Raw genomic sequence first — 17,436 nt, 5'->3', positions numbered from 1 at the left:
TAATATAACCTTCTGGCTTTCTAACCATTAAAATAACCCAGCATACCTCACAAATTTATTTATTTCATCTTCTTTCATTTTTAGGAGTGCACTACCCTTCCCGCTAAGGATCGTAATTAGAAGGAGCTTAGCGATGACCGAGACCATGATATTTCCAGCCATAAAACTGCCCTGCCTGCTTTTCGCCACCCAGCATAAAATGGATGATTACGGTGCGCCTGATATGCTGTATGGCGACCTCTCCGCTGAGGTACTGCGCCAGCAATATCATCTGCGCGATATCTCCACGCGCATCGATCCCTATACCCACCCTAACCGTGAAGAGTGCGCCCGCATTCTGTTTGATGAGTTTCGCGATCTGTCAGATATGTTTTCATTTTATGGTGATTATAAAAGCCTGGCGCGCACCATGATCACGCATATGCAGTATGGCAACGGCGCGGTTTTCAGTGATCCGCTGCTGGATCAGGCAATGGCGGAGCATAGTTCTATGCAGAGTTCACTTAATAACATTTTAAAAACCCTTCAAAATTACATTGACTGGAACAGACAAGTGTTACCTGAGCCAGCACGTAAAGTTTTAACTGATTCAATAATGAAATCTCTTCTGCCCAGATTTGACAACTTTACCGACCGGTTTAATGGTTTAGGCATCACGATACACGACACTTGGGCAACTCATATTACCCTGAAAGACTTATTGATTAAAAAGGATAGTTTTACCGCAGTAATAAAATACCATATTCAGGATCACTTTGGTTTGGATGCAGAAGATATAAGCAATAATTTTTATCGGCAGTTTCGTATTTTCAGGATATGGTTCTATCTTCAACACATCAATAATAAGCCGTTCAAACCATTCATTAGTGAGATAGTGTTAGTAACAGAAAAAAGTGTAGGCCGCTATGATAAAATATAAAATTTCGCTTATTACATTATCAGCCATCCTGCTATTTATACTATATCAGGCACTGTTACCGGTAGAAATCATTGGCGTACATAAGCCAGGCAAAACGTTAGCGGTTGTGATTGTAAAAAACTTCCCACTAACAAGAGTCGGCAAAATATCCTGGTGGAAACAACATCAACGCCAATTGCAAGAAAAGCACCCATTTATTAATTCTCCCGAAAATCACATTATCCTTTTTTTGCAAACGGAATATAAAAAAGATTCCGGCACCGACCAGGATAGCGATCTGCTCTGTTTTAAGGATATGCCCGGCGACGTTAACTGCGTATCCAAAGAAAACCGCCCTCTACTGATATGGCATTATCCTGATGGGCATACCGAGTATGAAACCGAAAACTTCTTTCAGCGTTTTCTTCGTCATTTTTAATCACTACAAATATGAGGTCAGGAAGTGATTAACCGTTACTAACCACAAACACAGGAGTTAAGGATGAGCATCGATCTTTTTTTAAAAATCGAAGGTATAGAGGGAGAAGCAAAGGATGCCAATCATAAAGGGTGGATCACGCTCTCTGGTTTCAACTGGGGGGCCAGTCAGCCGGGCAATATGCAAACGGGTGGAGGGGGTGGCGCTGGTAAGGTTACCTGGCGCGACCTCACGGCTAATGCGTTGATTGATCGGTCGACGCCAGCGATTTTACGCTACCTTTCCAGCGGCAGACATATCAATAAGGTCGAGCTTTCTGCCTGCAAAGCCGGCGATCCGCAGATTGAATATATGCGCATTACCCTGGAGGAAGTGCTGTTAACTAACCTCACTTATAACGGCACCAGCGGCAATGAACAGGTTGGCATGACCTATAGTTTCCAGGCAGCCAGGGTGCGCCAGCAGTACTGGGAACAGACGGAAAAAGGTGGCAGAGGCGCAGAAATCGCGGCCGGCTGGAATATCAAAGAAAATAAAGAACTGTAGCGTTAGTTATCTGCCGCCGCCTTTTTGCGGCGGCTTGTTTGGTAAGGTTGTTAAAAGGAACTTAGCCATGACAGATAATTTATTATCACCAGCCATAAAACTGCCCTGCCTGCTTTTTGCCACCCAGCATAAAATGGACGACTACGGTGCGCCCGATATGCTGTATGGCGATCTCTCCGCTGAGGTGCTGCGCCAGCAATATCATCTGCGTGATATCTCTACGCGTATCGATCCCTTTAACCACCCTAACCGTAAAGAAAGCGCCCGCATTCTGTTTAAGGAGTTTCGCGATCTGTCAGATATGTTTTCATTTTATGGTGATTATAAAAGCCTGGCGCGCACCATGATTACGCATATGCAGTATGGCAACGGCGCGGTTTTCAGTGATCCGCTACTGGACCAGGCGATGGCGGAACATAGTTCTATGAAAACGTTTCTTAATTTTTTGTCTGAACGGTTCACACAATATAATATGGTCACGAAAGAAGGTATTATAGATATCCCCGTTGAGGATATATTAAAGCAAATTAGTCAAACTAAGTTACCTAAATTTAATAATCTTCAGGATAGTTTTAACAGCCTGGGGATCACTGTTCATGATATATGGGCAACGCATATTTATCTTGACTCATTCAAAGTCGAAGGAAATCGTTTTTTTGCCACCGTAAGGTTTAAATTCCAGGACCATTTTGGCTTAGATACTACGGATATCAGCAATACTTTTTACCGTAATTTCCGTATATTCCGCATTTGGTTTATCTTGCAAAGATGGCAAGGCTATGGCTTCCGTCCATTCCTTACAGAGTTCAATTTCGTTGCAAAATTTCAAGGTGATTTAAAAAAATGAGAAAAATTGCTTTTCTTCTTATTTCCCTGGCGTTCGCCGTCATTTTTTATCGACTCTGCTATCCAGCAAGAATTATTGACATTCACCACACTTCAAAACATTCAATAGCATTAGTTGTTGAATATTTCCCCTGGACTAAAAAAGGAAAAATCAGGTGGTGGGAGAAGCATCGTGAAGAAATTTTCAAACAGTTAAAATTTAATGAAAGCATTTATTCAATATATATTTATAACACCCATTATAAAAAGGATTCCGGCACTGATCAGGACAGTGACCTGCTCTGTTTTGATGATATGAATACCGAAGCTAATTGCATATCAAAAGAGAATCAACCCTTGGTTATTCACCATTATCGTGACGGCCATACCGAATATCAAACCGAAAACTTCTTTCAGCGTTTTCTTCAGCATTTTTAATCACTACAAATATGACGTACTGGGAACAGACGGAAAAAAGTGGCAGAGGCGCAGAAATCGCGGCCGGCTGGAATATCAAAGAAAATAAAGAACTGTAGCGTTAATTATCTGCCGCCGCCTTTTTGCGGCGGCTTGTTTGGTAAGGTTGTTAAAAGGAACTTGGCAATGACAGATAATTTATTATCACCAGCCATAAAACTGCCCTGCCTGCTTTTTGCCACCCAGCATAAAATGGACGACTACGGTGCGCCCGATATGCTGTATGGCGATCTCTCCGCTGAGGTGCTGCGCCAGCAATATCATCTGCGTGATATCTCTACGCGTATCGATCCCTTTAACCACCCTAACCGTAAAGAAAGCGCCCGCATTCTGTTTAATGAGTTTCGCGATCTGTCAGATATGTTTTCATTTTATGGTGATTATAAAAGCCTGGCGCGCACCATGATTACGCATATGCAGTATGGCAACGGCGCGGTTTTCAGTGACCCGCTGCTGGACCAGGCGATGGCGGAACATAGTTCTATGAAGCAAGCCGTTGAATTAATTAGTACTATATTATCTCAATATAGTGTGGCAACCAAAAACGGCACAGTTAATATATCTTTTGATGGGATAAAAAAAGATATTAATGAAATAAGACTTCCAAAATTTAATGGGTTTTTAGATAGGTTCAATAGTTTAGGCATTACCGTTCATGACATCTGGTCTACACACATTTATCTTGATTCGATTGAATCTAAAGGGAATAATTTTACAGCAAAAATAAGATTTAATTTTCAGGACCATTTTGGTTTAGATACCGCAGATATAAGCAATGCTTTCTACCGTAACTTTCGTATATTTCGCATTTGGTTTGTATTACAACGATGGGAGGGGTATGGTTTCCATCCGTTCTTTACTGAAACTAGTTCTGTCACAAAAATTCAAGGCACCTTAAAAAAATGAAAAGAATTATTATTTTTTTCCTGTCATTGCTTTTTATAACTGCTGGCTACCACCTGTATTACCCAACCAGAGTTATTGGCATCCATCATACTTCTGAACATATAATAGTAATAGTTGTTGAGCATTTCCCCTGGACTAAAAAAGGAAAAATAAGATGGTGGGAGAGGCATCGTAACGACATATTCAATCAGGTAAACTTCAAAGAAAATGTTTACTCTATATATATTTACAACACCCATTACAAAAAAGATTCCGGCACCGATCAAGACAGTGATTTGCGATGTTTTGAAGAGATGAATACCGCAGCCAACTGTATATCCAAAGAGAATCGCCCGTTGATAATCAGGCACTATCGAGATGGCCATACCGAGTACACAACGGAAAGCATCTTCCGCCGTTTCTATTAACGGTTCAAAAACAGCGAGGCGGCTCCATGAAGCCGTTAATGCGGATGCAGCCTGCGATCTCCTGGTTGCAAAGCTCTCTGTTGCCTGCGCTTCCGCTGCTATCGCCACGATCCTGACGCTTCGCAGAGAGGAAAAATTTCTTCGGTTCCCCCCTTTCCGTTATTGAGAAAACGATTACTATACCCGTCATATTTCAGGTTGCAGATGCGCTGGCTTTCTTCACTCCCCCGGTCATTTACGGGTGTAAACATCCGGGATTCACTGTGTCGCCGCCTTGCTGCAACCCGGATTATTCAGGGTAATATCATTTACCTTCCGCTAAACCTTGATGGATCTGCCTCCGTTGAAAACTCGTTTTTATTTGCTGGCTGCACTGTTTGCCACGCTGCCGCTGCGCGGCCAGGCGCAGTCTTCGCCCGACCCGCTTCTGGCTTCACAAATTGTCGATCGTTATGCTGAGCATATTTTTTATGGCAGCGCCGCTACCGGCATGGCGCTGGTCGCTATTGATGGTAATCAGCGAGTTTTTGCCAGCTTCGGCGAGACCCGCCCCGGCAACGAGACGCGCCCGCAAAAAGATTCGTTAATCCGTATTGCCTCGATAAGCAAACTGATGACCAGTGAAGTGATGCTTAAAATGGCGGAACGGGGACAGGTCAGGCTTGACGATCCTTTGGCTAAGTACGCACCGCCCGGCTCGCGCGTGCCTGACTATGCCGGACAGCCGATGCGTCTGATCCATCTTGCTACCCATACCAGCGGGCTGCCGCGTGAACAGCCCGGCGGCAAAGCGGGACGCCCGGTATTTGTCTGGCCGACAAAAGCCGATCGCTGGAGTTGGCTACGGCAGGCGCAGCTGAATACACCGCCAGGCGTACGCGCCGCCTACTCTAACATCGCCTATGATTTACTGGCGGATGCGCTCTCCCGCGCGGCAGGCACGCCTTATCCGGCGCTGTTTCGTCAGTTGATTACCCGACCATTAGGCATGAAAGACACCACGTTCACTCCTTCACCAGACCAGTGCAAACGCCTGATGGTGCCGGAGCGCGGCGCCAGCCCCTGCATCAATACGCTGGCAGCCATTGGCAGCGGCGGTGTCTATTCAACGCCGGAGGATATGGGCCGCTGGATGCAGCAATTTTTGAATTCCGATATCAATACGCGCACGCCGCAAATCGATCGTCTGCAAACGCTGATCTATCAGCGCAGCCAGTTGACCAAAGTAGAAGGTATGGATGTGCCAGGTAAAGCTGCGGCGCTGGGTATGGGCTGGGTCTATATGGCACCTGAAAACGGTCATCCCGGCATTATGCAAAAAACCGGCGGCGGCGGCGGCTTTATCACCTATATGGCGATGATCCCGCAGTACAATGTTGGCGTATTTGTGGTAGTGACCCGTACCAGTTTGACGCGCTTCCGCGCCATGAGCGATGGGGTAAATGATCTATTGACCGAACTGGCAGGCAACCAGCAAGGCTCGCCAATCAGGGTACAGGAAATTCGTTAAGGTAGCGGCGGATAATAGCGCCGCCGCTCAGGGCGGTGACGGACGCTGGCTCACCCACAGGGTGGGCCATTCGTCACTGCCATGCCAGGCGTCACAGGTTCCCTCTTCGGCATACTCAGCCAGCGCAAATTCCTGACCGTTAAACTGCCAGCGGGTAGCAATACCGCAATCGCCCAGCCCACGCCCTTTTGCATAGGTAAAAAGTTGTGCATTAGCCGCATCATACTCTGCATTAATTATCTCCAGCAGCCTGTCATTGCGGCCCGGCGGTGCAAAAGGCAACGACAGCGTCAGGCGACGTGATAGCCAGGGCTGGGTGCGGGTGACTTCAAAGGCCAAATCAATCATGTTGTAGGCCCCCATTTCACAGCTCACCAGCAGCAGAGCCTTGCTGTCAGTGAGTGGGGCCACGCTGACTTCGCGGCGCATCGGGTCCAGCGAACACTCATCGGCGCTTACACGCCAGGTTCCGTAATCGATCAGGCCGGTGGTTTCTTCACGCGTTAAGGGCGTCGCGGGACGCTCCGAAAGACGCATTACTGGCGCTGCCGGTTCGGGCGGCACATCCCACACGCTGCGGCTGCCGCGCTTTACCCAGGCGCTCAGGCTACCGACGCGGCCCTGGACATCATCCATTAGCAGCAGCGCCGCCTTAAGCCCATGCAGTGAAATTGCGGACTGGGGCCGCCATGTAAGCTGGATATTATCAGCATCCATGATTTGCGTGAGAAATTCATCGATAGCGATGGGATGACTGGTCACCAGGTGATGCGGTTCCACCGTCCAGTGTTTGAAGTCAGGACGCAGACGCTTCTGATCGAGCAGCAGGTTATCCTGCAACGCCGCGCCCTTTAAATCACCGGTATAACGATTACCATAATCAATACGCAATATGGGACGATCGTTGACGCCCGCATAGCGAGAAAGCGTCATTACCAGTCCATTTTCGCCGGTGATATTTCGTGCCACACAATAATTAAGGTTATTACAGGTAATCTGCCAGTCGGTAAATATTTTCTGTAACGGAGCCGCCTGCACGCTGGCAATGAAAAGGAAAGGCAACAACAGCGATTTCATCCAGTAAGGCATTTAATAACCCAATCCCTAAATTAGTTCATTGATGATAGCGCAACGACAGCGGTTCAACATGCCTTTCTCTGGTTATACAAGAAAACAGGCCTGCAACCGGGGAACAAACCAGGGTGATAACCTAACGTTACGATTTATCATCCTGTGCCGCTCTGTTTATCTCAATCGGATTTCTCGGACTCTTCAATCATCTCTGCAAACGGTCATATCCTTACAAGAGGTCATCATCAGTCACACTGATTTTGCTGGCAAGAAACGCGGGTATGGCATCACTGAATGCCGGAAGAGTGAAAGAACAAGAATTTTTGTGATGTATGCCACATAAAAGTGATATGCCATATTTTATTTACATAGCAATTAAGCATCATATCCGTTATTTGGCCGTTACGCTTTTGTATACCTTAATTTTTTCTCAGGGCATATTTTGCAACCCCGCTTTCTTGGGTTTTTATTACACCGCAGGCATTTTTTTACCTGCTAAGGGTCAGCCGCAAATATTGAGGAATTAAATCTCAATAGCTGGATGCCAGGCTGGTTAAATTATGCCGGATGTCACAGGAACTATTCTTCGCAATCTGACGCAGATGAAAAAGGAATTTACAACGTCGCCATGGCGGCGCGGTTATTAACCAGTCCTTATCAGGGAGTCAAAATTACCGCCGTGCCGCATTTAGAATATGAAGTTACTTTTCGCCAGCCAACAATGAGAACGAGCAGCACCTCCTCTGTTTAATTATATGCTGAAGCCAGACGCAGCGGCTTTGTAGCGATGCGTTAGCCTGGCTACAGGAACATTCGGCATAGAAAATGGAACGAATTGAGCCAGAAAATTTTGCAAGGCCAGGGCAAAACCCTCGCCTGGTAAGCATCGGCGCCTCAGGCGTGCAGCCAGCCAGCCTGCTGCGCGTACTGCAACAGCATGATGGTTTTGCCGTCGCGAATTTCACCGTTTTTAATCATTGCCAGCGCCTGTGGAAAAGGCAGCTCCAGCACTTCAATTGATTCATCTTCCACGCCGCCACCCGCATTATCCCGCTGTGATTCATCATACTCAGCGGCAAAAAAATGTAGTAGCTCTGTTACGCCGCCCGGCGACATATAAGCCTCAAACAGCTTCTCTACTTTGCCAACGGCGTAGCCGGTCTCTTCAATTGCTTCTTTGCGAATGCAGTCTTCCGGCGAATCATCATCAAGCAGCCCGGCGCAGGTTTCGATCAGCATGCCATTCTCATTGCCATTAACAAAAGTAGCCATACGGAACTGTCGGATCAGAACCACGCTGTTCTTTTCGCGGTTATAAAGCAGAATGGTGGCGCCATTGCCGCGATCGTAAACTTCCCGCTTGTGGCGTATCGTCTCACCGCTACTGGTAGTGAGTTCATAGGTATAGTTACGCAGGACAAACCAATTTTCTGACAGCAGCTTATCTTTGATCAGCTTGATATGGGCAGGCATAGCGGCTCCGAAAATAAACAGGGAGCCTGCAATCATAAAACTGCCGCAACGAGAAAACTATCCGAATTGCGTCAGGGATAACGGGAAACTGTCTCTGTACTGGGGAATGGAGAAGATGCCGCAGGCCAGAAGACCTGCGGCTGAAGCCATCAGTGGCGGTTACGCACCAGCTGATAACGACGGGTCAGATACTCTACCGGCGCGCTCCAGATATGCACCAGACGGCAGAACGGGAACAACAGGAACAGCGTCATGCCCAGCACCATATGAACTTTATAGATCAGCGCCACGCCTTCCAGATGCGCTGCCGCACCCGCATGGAACGTGACTATGGCCTGTGCCCAGCCAACCAGCTTCATCATTTCGCTGCCATCCATATGGTGAGCAGAGAAAGGAATCGTCAGCAGGCCAAGCGTTGCCTGAGCTACCAGCAACGTCAGGATCAGAATATCGCCGGTGCTGCTGGTAGCGCGCACGCGCGGATTGGTCAGACGGCGTTTCAGCAACAGACCGCCGCCTATCAGCGTCATCGCGCCGCAGATGCCGCCAGCCACCATCGCCAGTTGCTGCTTCACGGCGATCGGCAGGAAAGATTCGTACATCCAGTGCGGCGTCAACATGCCGACCAGATGACCAAAGAAGATGCCGATAATGCCGATATGAAACAGGTTAGATGCCAGGCGCATCCCCTTTTTATCCAGCATCTGGCTGGAGCCTGCGCGCCAGCTGTATTGCCCGTAGTCGTAACGCAACCAACTGCCGACCAGAAAAACCGTCCCGGCCAGATAAGGATAGATATTAAAGAAAAACAGATTCAAGAATTGCATGATCAGCGTCCTGTCATTCCTGTGGTGGCTTGCGCCACGTCCAGATACTGTGGCGCAACGGCACCGGCAAAGCGGCGCTGATGCGCTTCCTGCTGTGCTGAGGCGCAGCCCTGTTCACCCAGGAAGCGGATTTGTTCCTCTTCCCAGACCGCATCCAGCGCCTGCGGCGTATCGTCGCGCGCCTCCTGTGCCACCTGTGTCTCCAGCGCATCGGCAGCGACGTCGCTGTCAGAGAGCGCCAGCAGCACGTCAAGCAGATCGGCCCAGCGGCTATTGCGCTGGCGCAGTCGCGCACTCAGCAATGCCAGAATCGGCGCAACGTCCACTAATCCTTCACGCGCCTCCTCAGGGCTACGGCTGCTGAGATATTCCAGGTAAAGCGGCAGGAAATCTGGCAGTTCACGACTGTCCAGCGCCAGTCCGGCAGCACGATACTGTTCCATCAAATCGACCATCGCCTGACCGCGATCGCGGGATTCGCCGTGAACATGCTCAAACAGCAGCAGTGAGGTAGCGCGTCCACGATCGAACAGTTCACAGTAATCAGCCTGCAGATCGAGCAGCGGTCGGGCGCTGAAATCGCACACCACGGCCAGCAGTTGCGCACGCAGTTGCTCATTTAGCTCGCTGGCGGAGGCCAGCGCCTCCTCCAGCTCCTGCTGATGCTCGAATAACGCCCGATCGGGATAATCCAACAGGCGACCAATAATTCTTAGCGCCATCATGAGGCATCCTCCCGATTCCCGGTTTTGCGTGTAATATCAACCGCATCAATGCGACGGGTATTAAACAGGTTAAATTTGCTGTCGCTGCCGTGGCAGCCATCACCGAAGCTAAAGCCGCAGCCTTTGCTTTCCGGGAAGGCCTCACGCGCCAGCTCGCGGTGGCTGGAAGGCACTACAAAGCGATCTTCATAGTTGGCGATCGCCAGATAGCGGTACATTTCCTGAGCCTGCGCCTCTGTGAGACCTACCTGCTCCAGCGCGCTGGTATCCACCACGCCGTCCACGCTTTCCGCACGCTTGTAGTGACGCATCGCCAGCATACGTTTCAGCGCCAGCAACACCGGCGCGGTATCGCCTGCGGTCAGCAGATTAGCCAGATACTGCACCGGAATACGCAGGCTTTCTACGTTTGGCAGCACGCCCTGTTGATCCAGCACGCCCGCATCGGCAGCTGACTGAATCGGCGATAAAGGCGGCACATACCACACCATCGGCAGCGTGCGGTATTCAGGATGCAGCGGCAGCGCCAGCTTCCAGTCCATGGCCATTTTATAAACCGGCGATTTCTGCGCTGCGTCGATCACACTTTGCGGGATGCCATCTTTTAGCGCCTGTGCGATAACAGTCGGATCGTGCGGATCGAGGAAAACGTCCAGCTGGCTTTGATAGAGATCCTGCTCGTTCTCCACCGCTGCGGCCTGCTCGATACGATCTGCGTCATACAGCAGCACGCCTAAATAGCGAATGCGGCCTACGCAGGTTTCGGAGCACACGGTCGGCTGGCCCGCTTCGATACGCGGATAGCAGAAAATACATTTTTCTGATTTACCGCTTTTCCAGTTGAAGTAGATTTTTTTATATGGGCAGCCGGTCAGACACATACGCCAGCCGCGGCATTTGTCCTGATCGATCAGCACAATGCCATCTTCCCCACGCTTATAGATGGCGCCGCTTGGGCAGGTGGCGACACAGGCCGGATTCAGGCAGTGTTCGCACAGGCGCGGCAGATACATCATGAAGGTGTTTTCGAACTGTCCGTACATCTCTTTCTGGATGTTATCGAAGTTTTTATCCTGGGAGCGTTTAGAAAATTCGCCGCCAAGGATCTCTTCCCAGTTCGGGCCACCTTCGATTTTTTTCATGCGCTGGCCGGTAATCAGCGAGCGCGGACGCGCGATCGGCTGATGCTTGCCAGCAGGGGCATTGTGCAGATGCTGATAATCAAAATCGAACGGCTCGTAGTAATCATCCAGCGCCGGGACATCCGGGTTGGCGAAAATTTTAGACAACAGGCCGACGCGGCTGCCCATGCGCGGCTGTAGCTGACCGTTGATTTTACGGATCCAGCCGCCTTTCCATTTTTCCTGATCTTCCCAGGCGCGGGGATAGCCAACGCCCGGTTTGCTTTCTACGTTGTTAAACCAGGCATACTCCATGCCTTCGCGGCTGGTCCAGACGTTTTTACAGGTTACCGAACAGGTATGGCAGCCGATGCATTTGTCGAGGTTTAACACCATACCGACTTGCGAACGAATTTTCATTGCTGAGCCTCCTGGCGGGAACCCTGGCACTCGTCGTTGCCTTCGCCATCTAACCAATTGACATTGTTCATTTTTCTTACCACCACAAACTCATCACGATTCGAACCTACGGTACCGTAATAGTTGAAGCCGTAGGCCAGCTGCGCATAACCGCCAATCATATGGGTCGGTTTCGGGTAAACGCGCGTTACTGAGTTATGAATACCGCCGCGCTGACCGGTGATTTCCGCCCCCGGAATATTCACGATACGTTCCTGCGCGTGATACATCATGGTCATACCGGCAGGGACGCGCTGGCTAACCACGGCACGCGCGGTCAGAGAGCCGTTGGCGTTAAAGGCTTCGATCCAGTCGTTGTCTTCAATACCCAGATCTTTGGCATCTTCCTCGCTCATCCAGACAATCGGTCCGCCGCGCGACAACGTCAGCATCAACAGATTGTCGCTGTAGGTTGAGTGAATGCCCCATTTCTGGTGTGGCGTCAGGAAATTCAGCGCTTTTTCCGGGTTGCCGTTCGGCTTTTTATTCAGCAGCGGCTGCACGGCTCGCGTATCTACCGGCGGACGGTAAACCAGCAGGCTTTCACCGAAAGCGCGCATCCATTCATGATCCTGATAAAGCTGTTGACGACCGCTCAGCGTACGGAACGGAATCAGCTCATGGATATTGGTGTAACAGGCGTTATAAGAGACATGCTCATCTTCCAGGCCAGACCAGGTCGGGCTGGAGATGATTTTACGCGGCTGCGCCTGAATATCGCGGAAGCGGATTTTTTCATCTTCCTTATTCAGCGCCAGATGCGTATGGTCACGACCGGTGATTTTGCTCAGCGCGCCCCAGGCTTTTACCGCGACCTGTCCGTTGGTTTCCGGCGCCAGTGTCAGAATCATTTCCGCCGCGTCAATTGCGCTGTCAATCATCGGACGGCCCGCTGCCGGCCCTTCATGCTTAACGTAATTAAGCTTTTTCAGCAGCTCGATTTCTGTATCGGTGTTCCAGCTGATGCCTTTACCGCCGTTGCCCAGCTTATCCATCAAGGGTCCAATGGAGGTGAAGCGTTCCCAGGTGGCCGGATAATCACGTTCAACGGTGATGATATGCGGCGCGGTTTTACCCGGGATAAGATCGCACTCGCCTTTTTTCCACTCTTTCACGCCGAACGGCTGCGCCAGTTCTGCGGCAGAGTCATGCTGCATCGGCAGGGTCACCACATCGGTTTCTTTGCCGAGGTGGCCGTGACAAACTTCCGAGAAGCTTTTGGCAATGCCTTTGTAAATTTCCCAGTCGCTCTTCGCTTCCCAGGCGGGATCGACAGCGGCCGAAAGCGGATGAATAAACGGATGCATATCCGAGGTATTCATGTCGTCTTTTTCATACCAGGTTGCCGTCGGCAGCACGATATCGGAGTAGAGGCAGGTGCTGGACATACGGAAATCGAGCGTTACCACCAGATCCAGTTTGCCTTCACCACCGTTATCCTGCCATTCCACTTCCTGCGGCTTGACGCTGCCCTGCTCGCCCAGGTCTTTGCCCTGAATGCCATTTTCCGTACCCAGCAGGTACTTCAGCATGTATTCATGGCCTTTACCGGAAGAGCCCAGCAGGTTGGAACGCCAGACAAACAGGTTACGCGGGAAGTTCTGCGGATTATCCGGCTGCTCTGCCGCAAAGCGCAACGAGCCCTGTTTCAGGCTGTCAACGGTATAGTCGATCGGCGTCTGACCAGCAGCCTGCGCTTTGGCCGCGATATGCAGCGGGTTAACAGAGAGCTGCGGCGCAGACGGCAGCCAGCCCATACGTTCGGCGCGCACGTTAAAATCGATCAGGCTGCCCTGGAAACGCGATTTATCCGCCAGCGGTGAGAGCAGAGTGGCGGTTTCCACCGTTTCATGACGCCACTGGCTGGAGTGGTTATAGAAGAAAGAGGTGCCGTTCATATGGCGTGGCGGACGTTGCCAGTCCAGACCAAATGCCAGCGGTGTCCAGCCGGTTTGCGGACGCAGTTTTTCCTGGCCCACATAGTGCGCCCAGCCGCCGCCGCTCTGTCCGACGCAGCCGCAGAACACCAGCATATTGATCAGCCCGCGATAGTTCATATCCATATGGAACCAGTGATTCATACCGGCACCGACAATGATCATGGAACGACCATGGGTTTTTTCCGCGTTTTGCGCGAACTCGCGTGCGATACGGATAATCTGCTCGCGGGATACGCCGGTGATTTTCTCTGCCCAGCCCGGAGTATAAGCTTTGATCTCATCGTAACTGGTGGCGCAGTTAGCATCATCCAGACCACGATCAAGGCCATAGTTAGCCAGCGTCAGATCGTAAACGCTGGTCACCAGCGCTTCGCTGCCGTCGGCCAGTTTCAGGCGTTTAACCGGCAGTTTATGCAGCAGGATTTCATCCAGCGCCACGCTGTTGAAATGTTCGCTTTCGATACCGCCGAAGTAAGGGAAGCCGACCTTCGCCACCTCATCGTGGCTGCCCAGCAGGCTCAGCTGTAGCTCAACATCCCGCTGCGAACCGCCTTCACGCGCTTCAAGGTTCCATTTGCCCTCTTCGCCCCAGCGATAGCCGATAGAGCCCAGCGGCGCTACCAGTTCACCGCTCAGGCTATCAAGCGCGATGGTTTTCCATTCCGGGTTATTTTCCTGGCCGAGGTTATCCACCAGATCGCTGGCGCGCAGCATACGACCCGCCGCGTAATAGCCGCCTTCACGTGGTTCCAGCATCACCAGCATCGGCATATCGGTATAGCGACGCACATAATCACGGAAATAGGGCACTTCGCGATCGAGATGGAACTCTTTCAGCATCACATGGCCCATCGCCAGCGCCATTGCGCTGTCGGTGCCCTGTTTCGGGTTTAGCCAGAGATCGCACAGCTTGGCGACTTCCGCATAGTCCGGCGTCACCGCCACGGTTTTGGTGCCTTTGTAGCGTACTTCAGTGAAGAAGTGGGCATCCGGCGTACGCGTCTGCGGTACGTTGGAACCCCAGGCGATAATATAGGAAGAGTTATACCAGTCGGCGGATTCTGGTACGTCGGTCTGCTCGCCCCAGGTCATTGGCGAAGCGGGCGGCAAGTCGCAGTACCAGTCGTAGAAACTCAGGCAGGTACCGCCAATCAGCGACAGATAACGCGCGCCAGCGGCGTAAGAGACCATAGACATTGCCGGAATTGGTGAGAAACCAATAATACGGTCTGGCCCAAAGGTTTTTGCGGTGTACACGTTCGCAGCGGCGATAAGCTCATTGACTTCCTGCCAGCTGGAACGCACAAATCCACCGCGTCCACGCGCCACTTTATAACTTTTCGCTTTTTCAGGATCGTTGATGATAGAGCCCCAGGCATCAACCGGATCGCTGTGCCGCGCTTTGGCTTCGCGCCATAATTTCACTAGCCGCTTGCGCATAAGTGGATATTTCAGGCGATTGGCACTATATAAATACCATGAGTAGCTGGCGCCGCGTGGGCAACCGCGTGGCTCATGGTTAGGCAGATCCGGACGAGTGCGCGGATAGTCAGTCTGCTGCGTTTCCCAGGTGACCAGTCCGTTTTTGACATAGATCTTCCAGCTACATGAACCGGTGCAGTTGACGCCGTGCGTAGAACGCACGATTTTGTCATGCTGCCAGCGGCTGCGGTAACCATCTTCCCAGTCCCGGTTAGTATTAAGTGTCTGGCCGTGTTGACCAGCAAAGGGTTCGGCTAGTTGTTTAAAATAGCGAAACCGATCCAGAAATTTGCTCATCCGGAATTCTCCTGAAGGCTCGGTGTTGTTATAAATGGCTAAACGACATTGCGTATGGTGTGGGTATCAGCCTACTGAGCTGATAACGCTGGCCGCTTGATTGCGATCAAGTCAGCACGGCGAAGCGGTTCCCGCCTGCGCCCTCTTTACTCCTTAAGTAGTAACTCCTGCCCAGTGCTAACCTCATAATTTGAATGGATAAATTTCATGCGGCATAGCCAGTACTTCGGGTTTCTGCGGCTACCAGCTATTTAGGAGTACGGCGCGTAAGGAACAATGAAAAAAACCGGCTTTGTCGGTATGACAAAAGCCGGTTTTGGCGATTAGCGCGCAGCCTTGCGACCGTAGACTAACCAGGTGATCAAAATGCAAACCACATAGAACGCCAGGAAGATTTTCATCGCGCCAGCCGGTGAACCGGTCATCGCCAGTGAAATACCGAAGGTTTGCGGAATAAAGAAGCCGCCTGCCGCGCCGATGGCGGAAATAAAGCCCAGCGCGGCTGCCGTATCGGTCACCGCTTCCTGCTGCGCCTGCTGATCGCTACCGCCGCGTGCTTTTACGCTATCCCAGGTAATTTTACGGAAGATCACCGCTATCATTTGATAGGTGGAACCGCTACCCAAACCTGCGGTTAAGAACAGCACCATAAAGATGCCGAAGAACAGCGGGAACGAACCGCCCTCTCCCTCTACTGGCAGCGACAGAAACAGCAATCCGGTAAATAACGCCATCACGATAAAGTTAATTAGCGTGACGCGAACGCCGCCAAAGCGGTCAGAAATCACCCCGCCCGCAGAACGAGCCAGCGCGCCCAGCAGCGGACCAAAGAAGGCGTACTTCATGATCACGATCTCTGGAAACTGCGTTTTTGACAGCATGGCGAAACCAGCGGAGAACCCGATAAATGAACCGAAGGTAGCCAGATAAAGCAGGCTCAGCCCCCACAGGTGCGCGCGTTTTAATACCGGCAGCTGTTGACGCAGAGAGGCTTTAGACGCGGCGAGATCGTTCATACCGAACCAGGCGGCAAGCGTGGCGATAAACAACAGCGGCACCCAAATCCAGGCGGCATTTTCCAACCACATATGGTCGCCGTCGCTGGTCACCTGTCCCTGGCCAAAATAGCCAAAAATCGCCATTGAGATGGCCAGAGGCGCCAGCAGCTGCATGACGCTTACGCCCAGATTGCCCAGGCCGCCGTTAATGCCCAGCGCGCCGCCCTGCTGCGCTTTTGGATAAAAGAAACTGATATTGCCCATACTTGAAGCGAAGTTTGCGCCGGCAAAGCCGCAAAGCAGGGAGATCAGAACAAACACCGCAAAAGGCGTTTGTGGATTTTGTACGGCAAAACCGAGCCACAAACAGGGGATCAGCAGAAAGCCGGTGCTGAAAGCAGTCCAGCGGCGACCGCCAAACAGAGGAATAACGAAAGAGTAAGGCACACGCAGCAGCGCGCCAGAAACGGAAGGTAAAGCAGTCAACAGAAAAAGCTGATCGGTTGTAAAGTTAAAGCCAACTTTATTTAAGTTAACGGCAACGGTGCTAAACAGCATCCAGACGCAGAATGCCAACAACAGGCAAAAAACAGAAATCCATAAGTTACGGCTTGCAATACGTTTACCGCTCTGCTGCCAGAATTCTGCATCTTCCGGCTGCCAGTTTTGGATAACGGCACCTGATGCTTTTTTTTCTGACGGCGTGGCTAAATTTGACATAATAACCCCGATGATGAAATGAGAACTGCGCACATCCTGCCTGGTCGTTAGCGGTGCGGAGTTGACATAAATCAACGGGGCGGCAATTAATTTCAGGCAGCAATTGTGTCTTAACCACTAAATGAGTAGTGTTTGCCCTGAAAACAACTTTAATAAAAACAGATAATTAAAAAACAAGAATCGCTACCGTTAAAGATTTTAATCTCCTTTGCATTTACTTTTGCTACCTATTTATAGGTATAAAACATCTTTTAAGAATAATGAAAAATAGCTGGCGACAGTGCTGTTTTCACTGAAACCGGCTTTCGTTATGTC

Annotated in this window: 15 protein-coding genes; 8 read left to right on the top strand and 7 right to left on the bottom strand. The window is 50.7% G+C overall.

Translation table 11 applies throughout. The annotated features are described in order from the left end of the window. Nucleotides 1-133: 133 nt before the first annotated feature. The 8 genes from ACQE32_RS01160 (at nucleotide 134) to ampH (ending at nucleotide 6,008) form a co-directional block, all read left to right on the top strand. Complete coding sequence (locus ACQE32_RS01160) at nucleotides 134-919, top strand: DUF3289 family protein (RefSeq protein ID WP_427021211.1); 786 nt, start codon at nucleotides 134-136, stop codon at nucleotides 917-919. Beyond that, nucleotides 906-1,337 (top strand): DUF943 family protein, encoded by a 432-nt coding sequence (locus ACQE32_RS01155; protein WP_427021210.1) that lies wholly within the window; start codon nucleotides 906-908, stop codon nucleotides 1,335-1,337. The genes ACQE32_RS01160 and ACQE32_RS01155 overlap by 14 nt, the downstream gene beginning before the upstream one ends. Nucleotides 1,338-1,400: 63 nt before the next feature. Next, entirely contained in the window at nucleotides 1,401-1,883 is a 483-nt protein-coding gene (locus ACQE32_RS01150; RefSeq protein ID WP_250650532.1) for an Hcp family type VI secretion system effector, read from the top strand. A gap of 67 nt (nucleotides 1,884-1,950) precedes the next feature. Next, the gene (locus ACQE32_RS01145) at nucleotides 1,951-2,730 is read left to right on the top strand and encodes a DUF3289 family protein (protein WP_427021209.1); all 780 of its coding nucleotides are present in this window, start codon (nucleotides 1,951-1,953) and stop codon (nucleotides 2,728-2,730) included. Further along, nucleotides 2,727-3,146, top strand: a complete 420-nt coding sequence (locus ACQE32_RS01140) for a DUF943 family protein (RefSeq protein ID WP_426971757.1) — start codon at nucleotides 2,727-2,729, stop codon at nucleotides 3,144-3,146. Before ACQE32_RS01145 ends, ACQE32_RS01140 begins: the two co-directional genes overlap by 4 nt. A gap of 39 nt (nucleotides 3,147-3,185) precedes the next feature. Next, complete coding sequence (locus tag ACQE32_RS01135; protein ID WP_427021208.1) at nucleotides 3,186-4,091, top strand: DUF3289 family protein; 906 nt, start codon at nucleotides 3,186-3,188, stop codon at nucleotides 4,089-4,091. Next, complete coding sequence (locus ACQE32_RS01130) at nucleotides 4,088-4,498, top strand: DUF943 family protein (RefSeq protein ID WP_427021207.1); 411 nt, start codon at nucleotides 4,088-4,090, stop codon at nucleotides 4,496-4,498. Before ACQE32_RS01135 ends, ACQE32_RS01130 begins: the two co-directional genes overlap by 4 nt. Nucleotides 4,499-4,826: 328 nt before the next feature. Continuing rightward, on the top strand, nucleotides 4,827-6,008 hold the full coding sequence (ampH, locus tag ACQE32_RS01125; RefSeq protein ID WP_420851655.1) for a D-alanyl-D-alanine-carboxypeptidase/endopeptidase AmpH: 1,182 nt from the start codon (nucleotides 4,827-4,829) through the stop codon (nucleotides 6,006-6,008). 27 nt (nucleotides 6,009-6,035) lie between these two features. Here ampH and ACQE32_RS01120 read toward each other — a convergent pair whose 3' ends face one another. The 7 genes from ACQE32_RS01120 to ACQE32_RS01090 form a co-directional block, all read right to left on the bottom strand. Next, nucleotides 6,036-7,097 (bottom strand): DUF1176 domain-containing protein, encoded by a 1,062-nt coding sequence (locus ACQE32_RS01120; protein ID WP_427021206.1) that lies wholly within the window; start codon nucleotides 7,095-7,097, stop codon nucleotides 6,036-6,038. Between the two features lie 876 nt (nucleotides 7,098-7,973). Then, the gene (gene nudK / locus ACQE32_RS01115) at nucleotides 7,974-8,552 is read right to left on the bottom strand and encodes a GDP-mannose pyrophosphatase NudK (protein ID WP_085072307.1); all 579 of its coding nucleotides are present in this window, start codon (nucleotides 8,550-8,552) and stop codon (nucleotides 7,974-7,976) included. A gap of 149 nt (nucleotides 8,553-8,701) precedes the next feature. Continuing rightward, entirely contained in the window at nucleotides 8,702-9,379 is a 678-nt protein-coding gene (gene narI, locus ACQE32_RS01110) for a respiratory nitrate reductase subunit gamma (protein WP_250650536.1), read from the bottom strand. A 2-nt stretch (nucleotides 9,380-9,381) separates the two neighbouring features. Continuing rightward, nucleotides 9,382-10,104, bottom strand: a complete 723-nt coding sequence (gene narJ, locus ACQE32_RS01105; RefSeq protein ID WP_427021205.1) for a nitrate reductase molybdenum cofactor assembly chaperone — start codon at nucleotides 10,102-10,104, stop codon at nucleotides 9,382-9,384. After that, nucleotides 10,101-11,645, bottom strand: coding sequence for a nitrate reductase subunit beta (narH, locus tag ACQE32_RS01100; protein WP_427021204.1), 1,545 nt, complete (start codon nucleotides 11,643-11,645; stop codon nucleotides 10,101-10,103). The genes narJ and narH overlap by 4 nt, the downstream gene beginning before the upstream one ends. Continuing rightward, entirely contained in the window at nucleotides 11,642-15,403 is a 3,762-nt protein-coding gene (locus tag ACQE32_RS01095; RefSeq protein ID WP_427021203.1) for a nitrate reductase subunit alpha, read from the bottom strand. Before ACQE32_RS01095 ends, narH begins: the two co-directional genes overlap by 4 nt. A gap of 323 nt (nucleotides 15,404-15,726) precedes the next feature. After that, nucleotides 15,727-17,121, bottom strand: coding sequence for a NarK family nitrate/nitrite MFS transporter (locus tag ACQE32_RS01090; protein WP_250650539.1), 1,395 nt, complete (start codon nucleotides 17,119-17,121; stop codon nucleotides 15,727-15,729). Between the last annotated feature and the right edge of the window lie 315 nt (nucleotides 17,122-17,436).

The organism is Pantoea sp. FN0302 (genome assembly GCF_050113775.1).
In the GTDB taxonomy this organism is placed as follows: domain Bacteria; phylum Pseudomonadota; class Gammaproteobacteria; order Enterobacterales; family Enterobacteriaceae; genus Mixta; species Mixta alhagi.
Note: the sequence above shows the minus strand (reverse complement) of the source record. Positions and strands in the feature narration are given on the sequence as shown.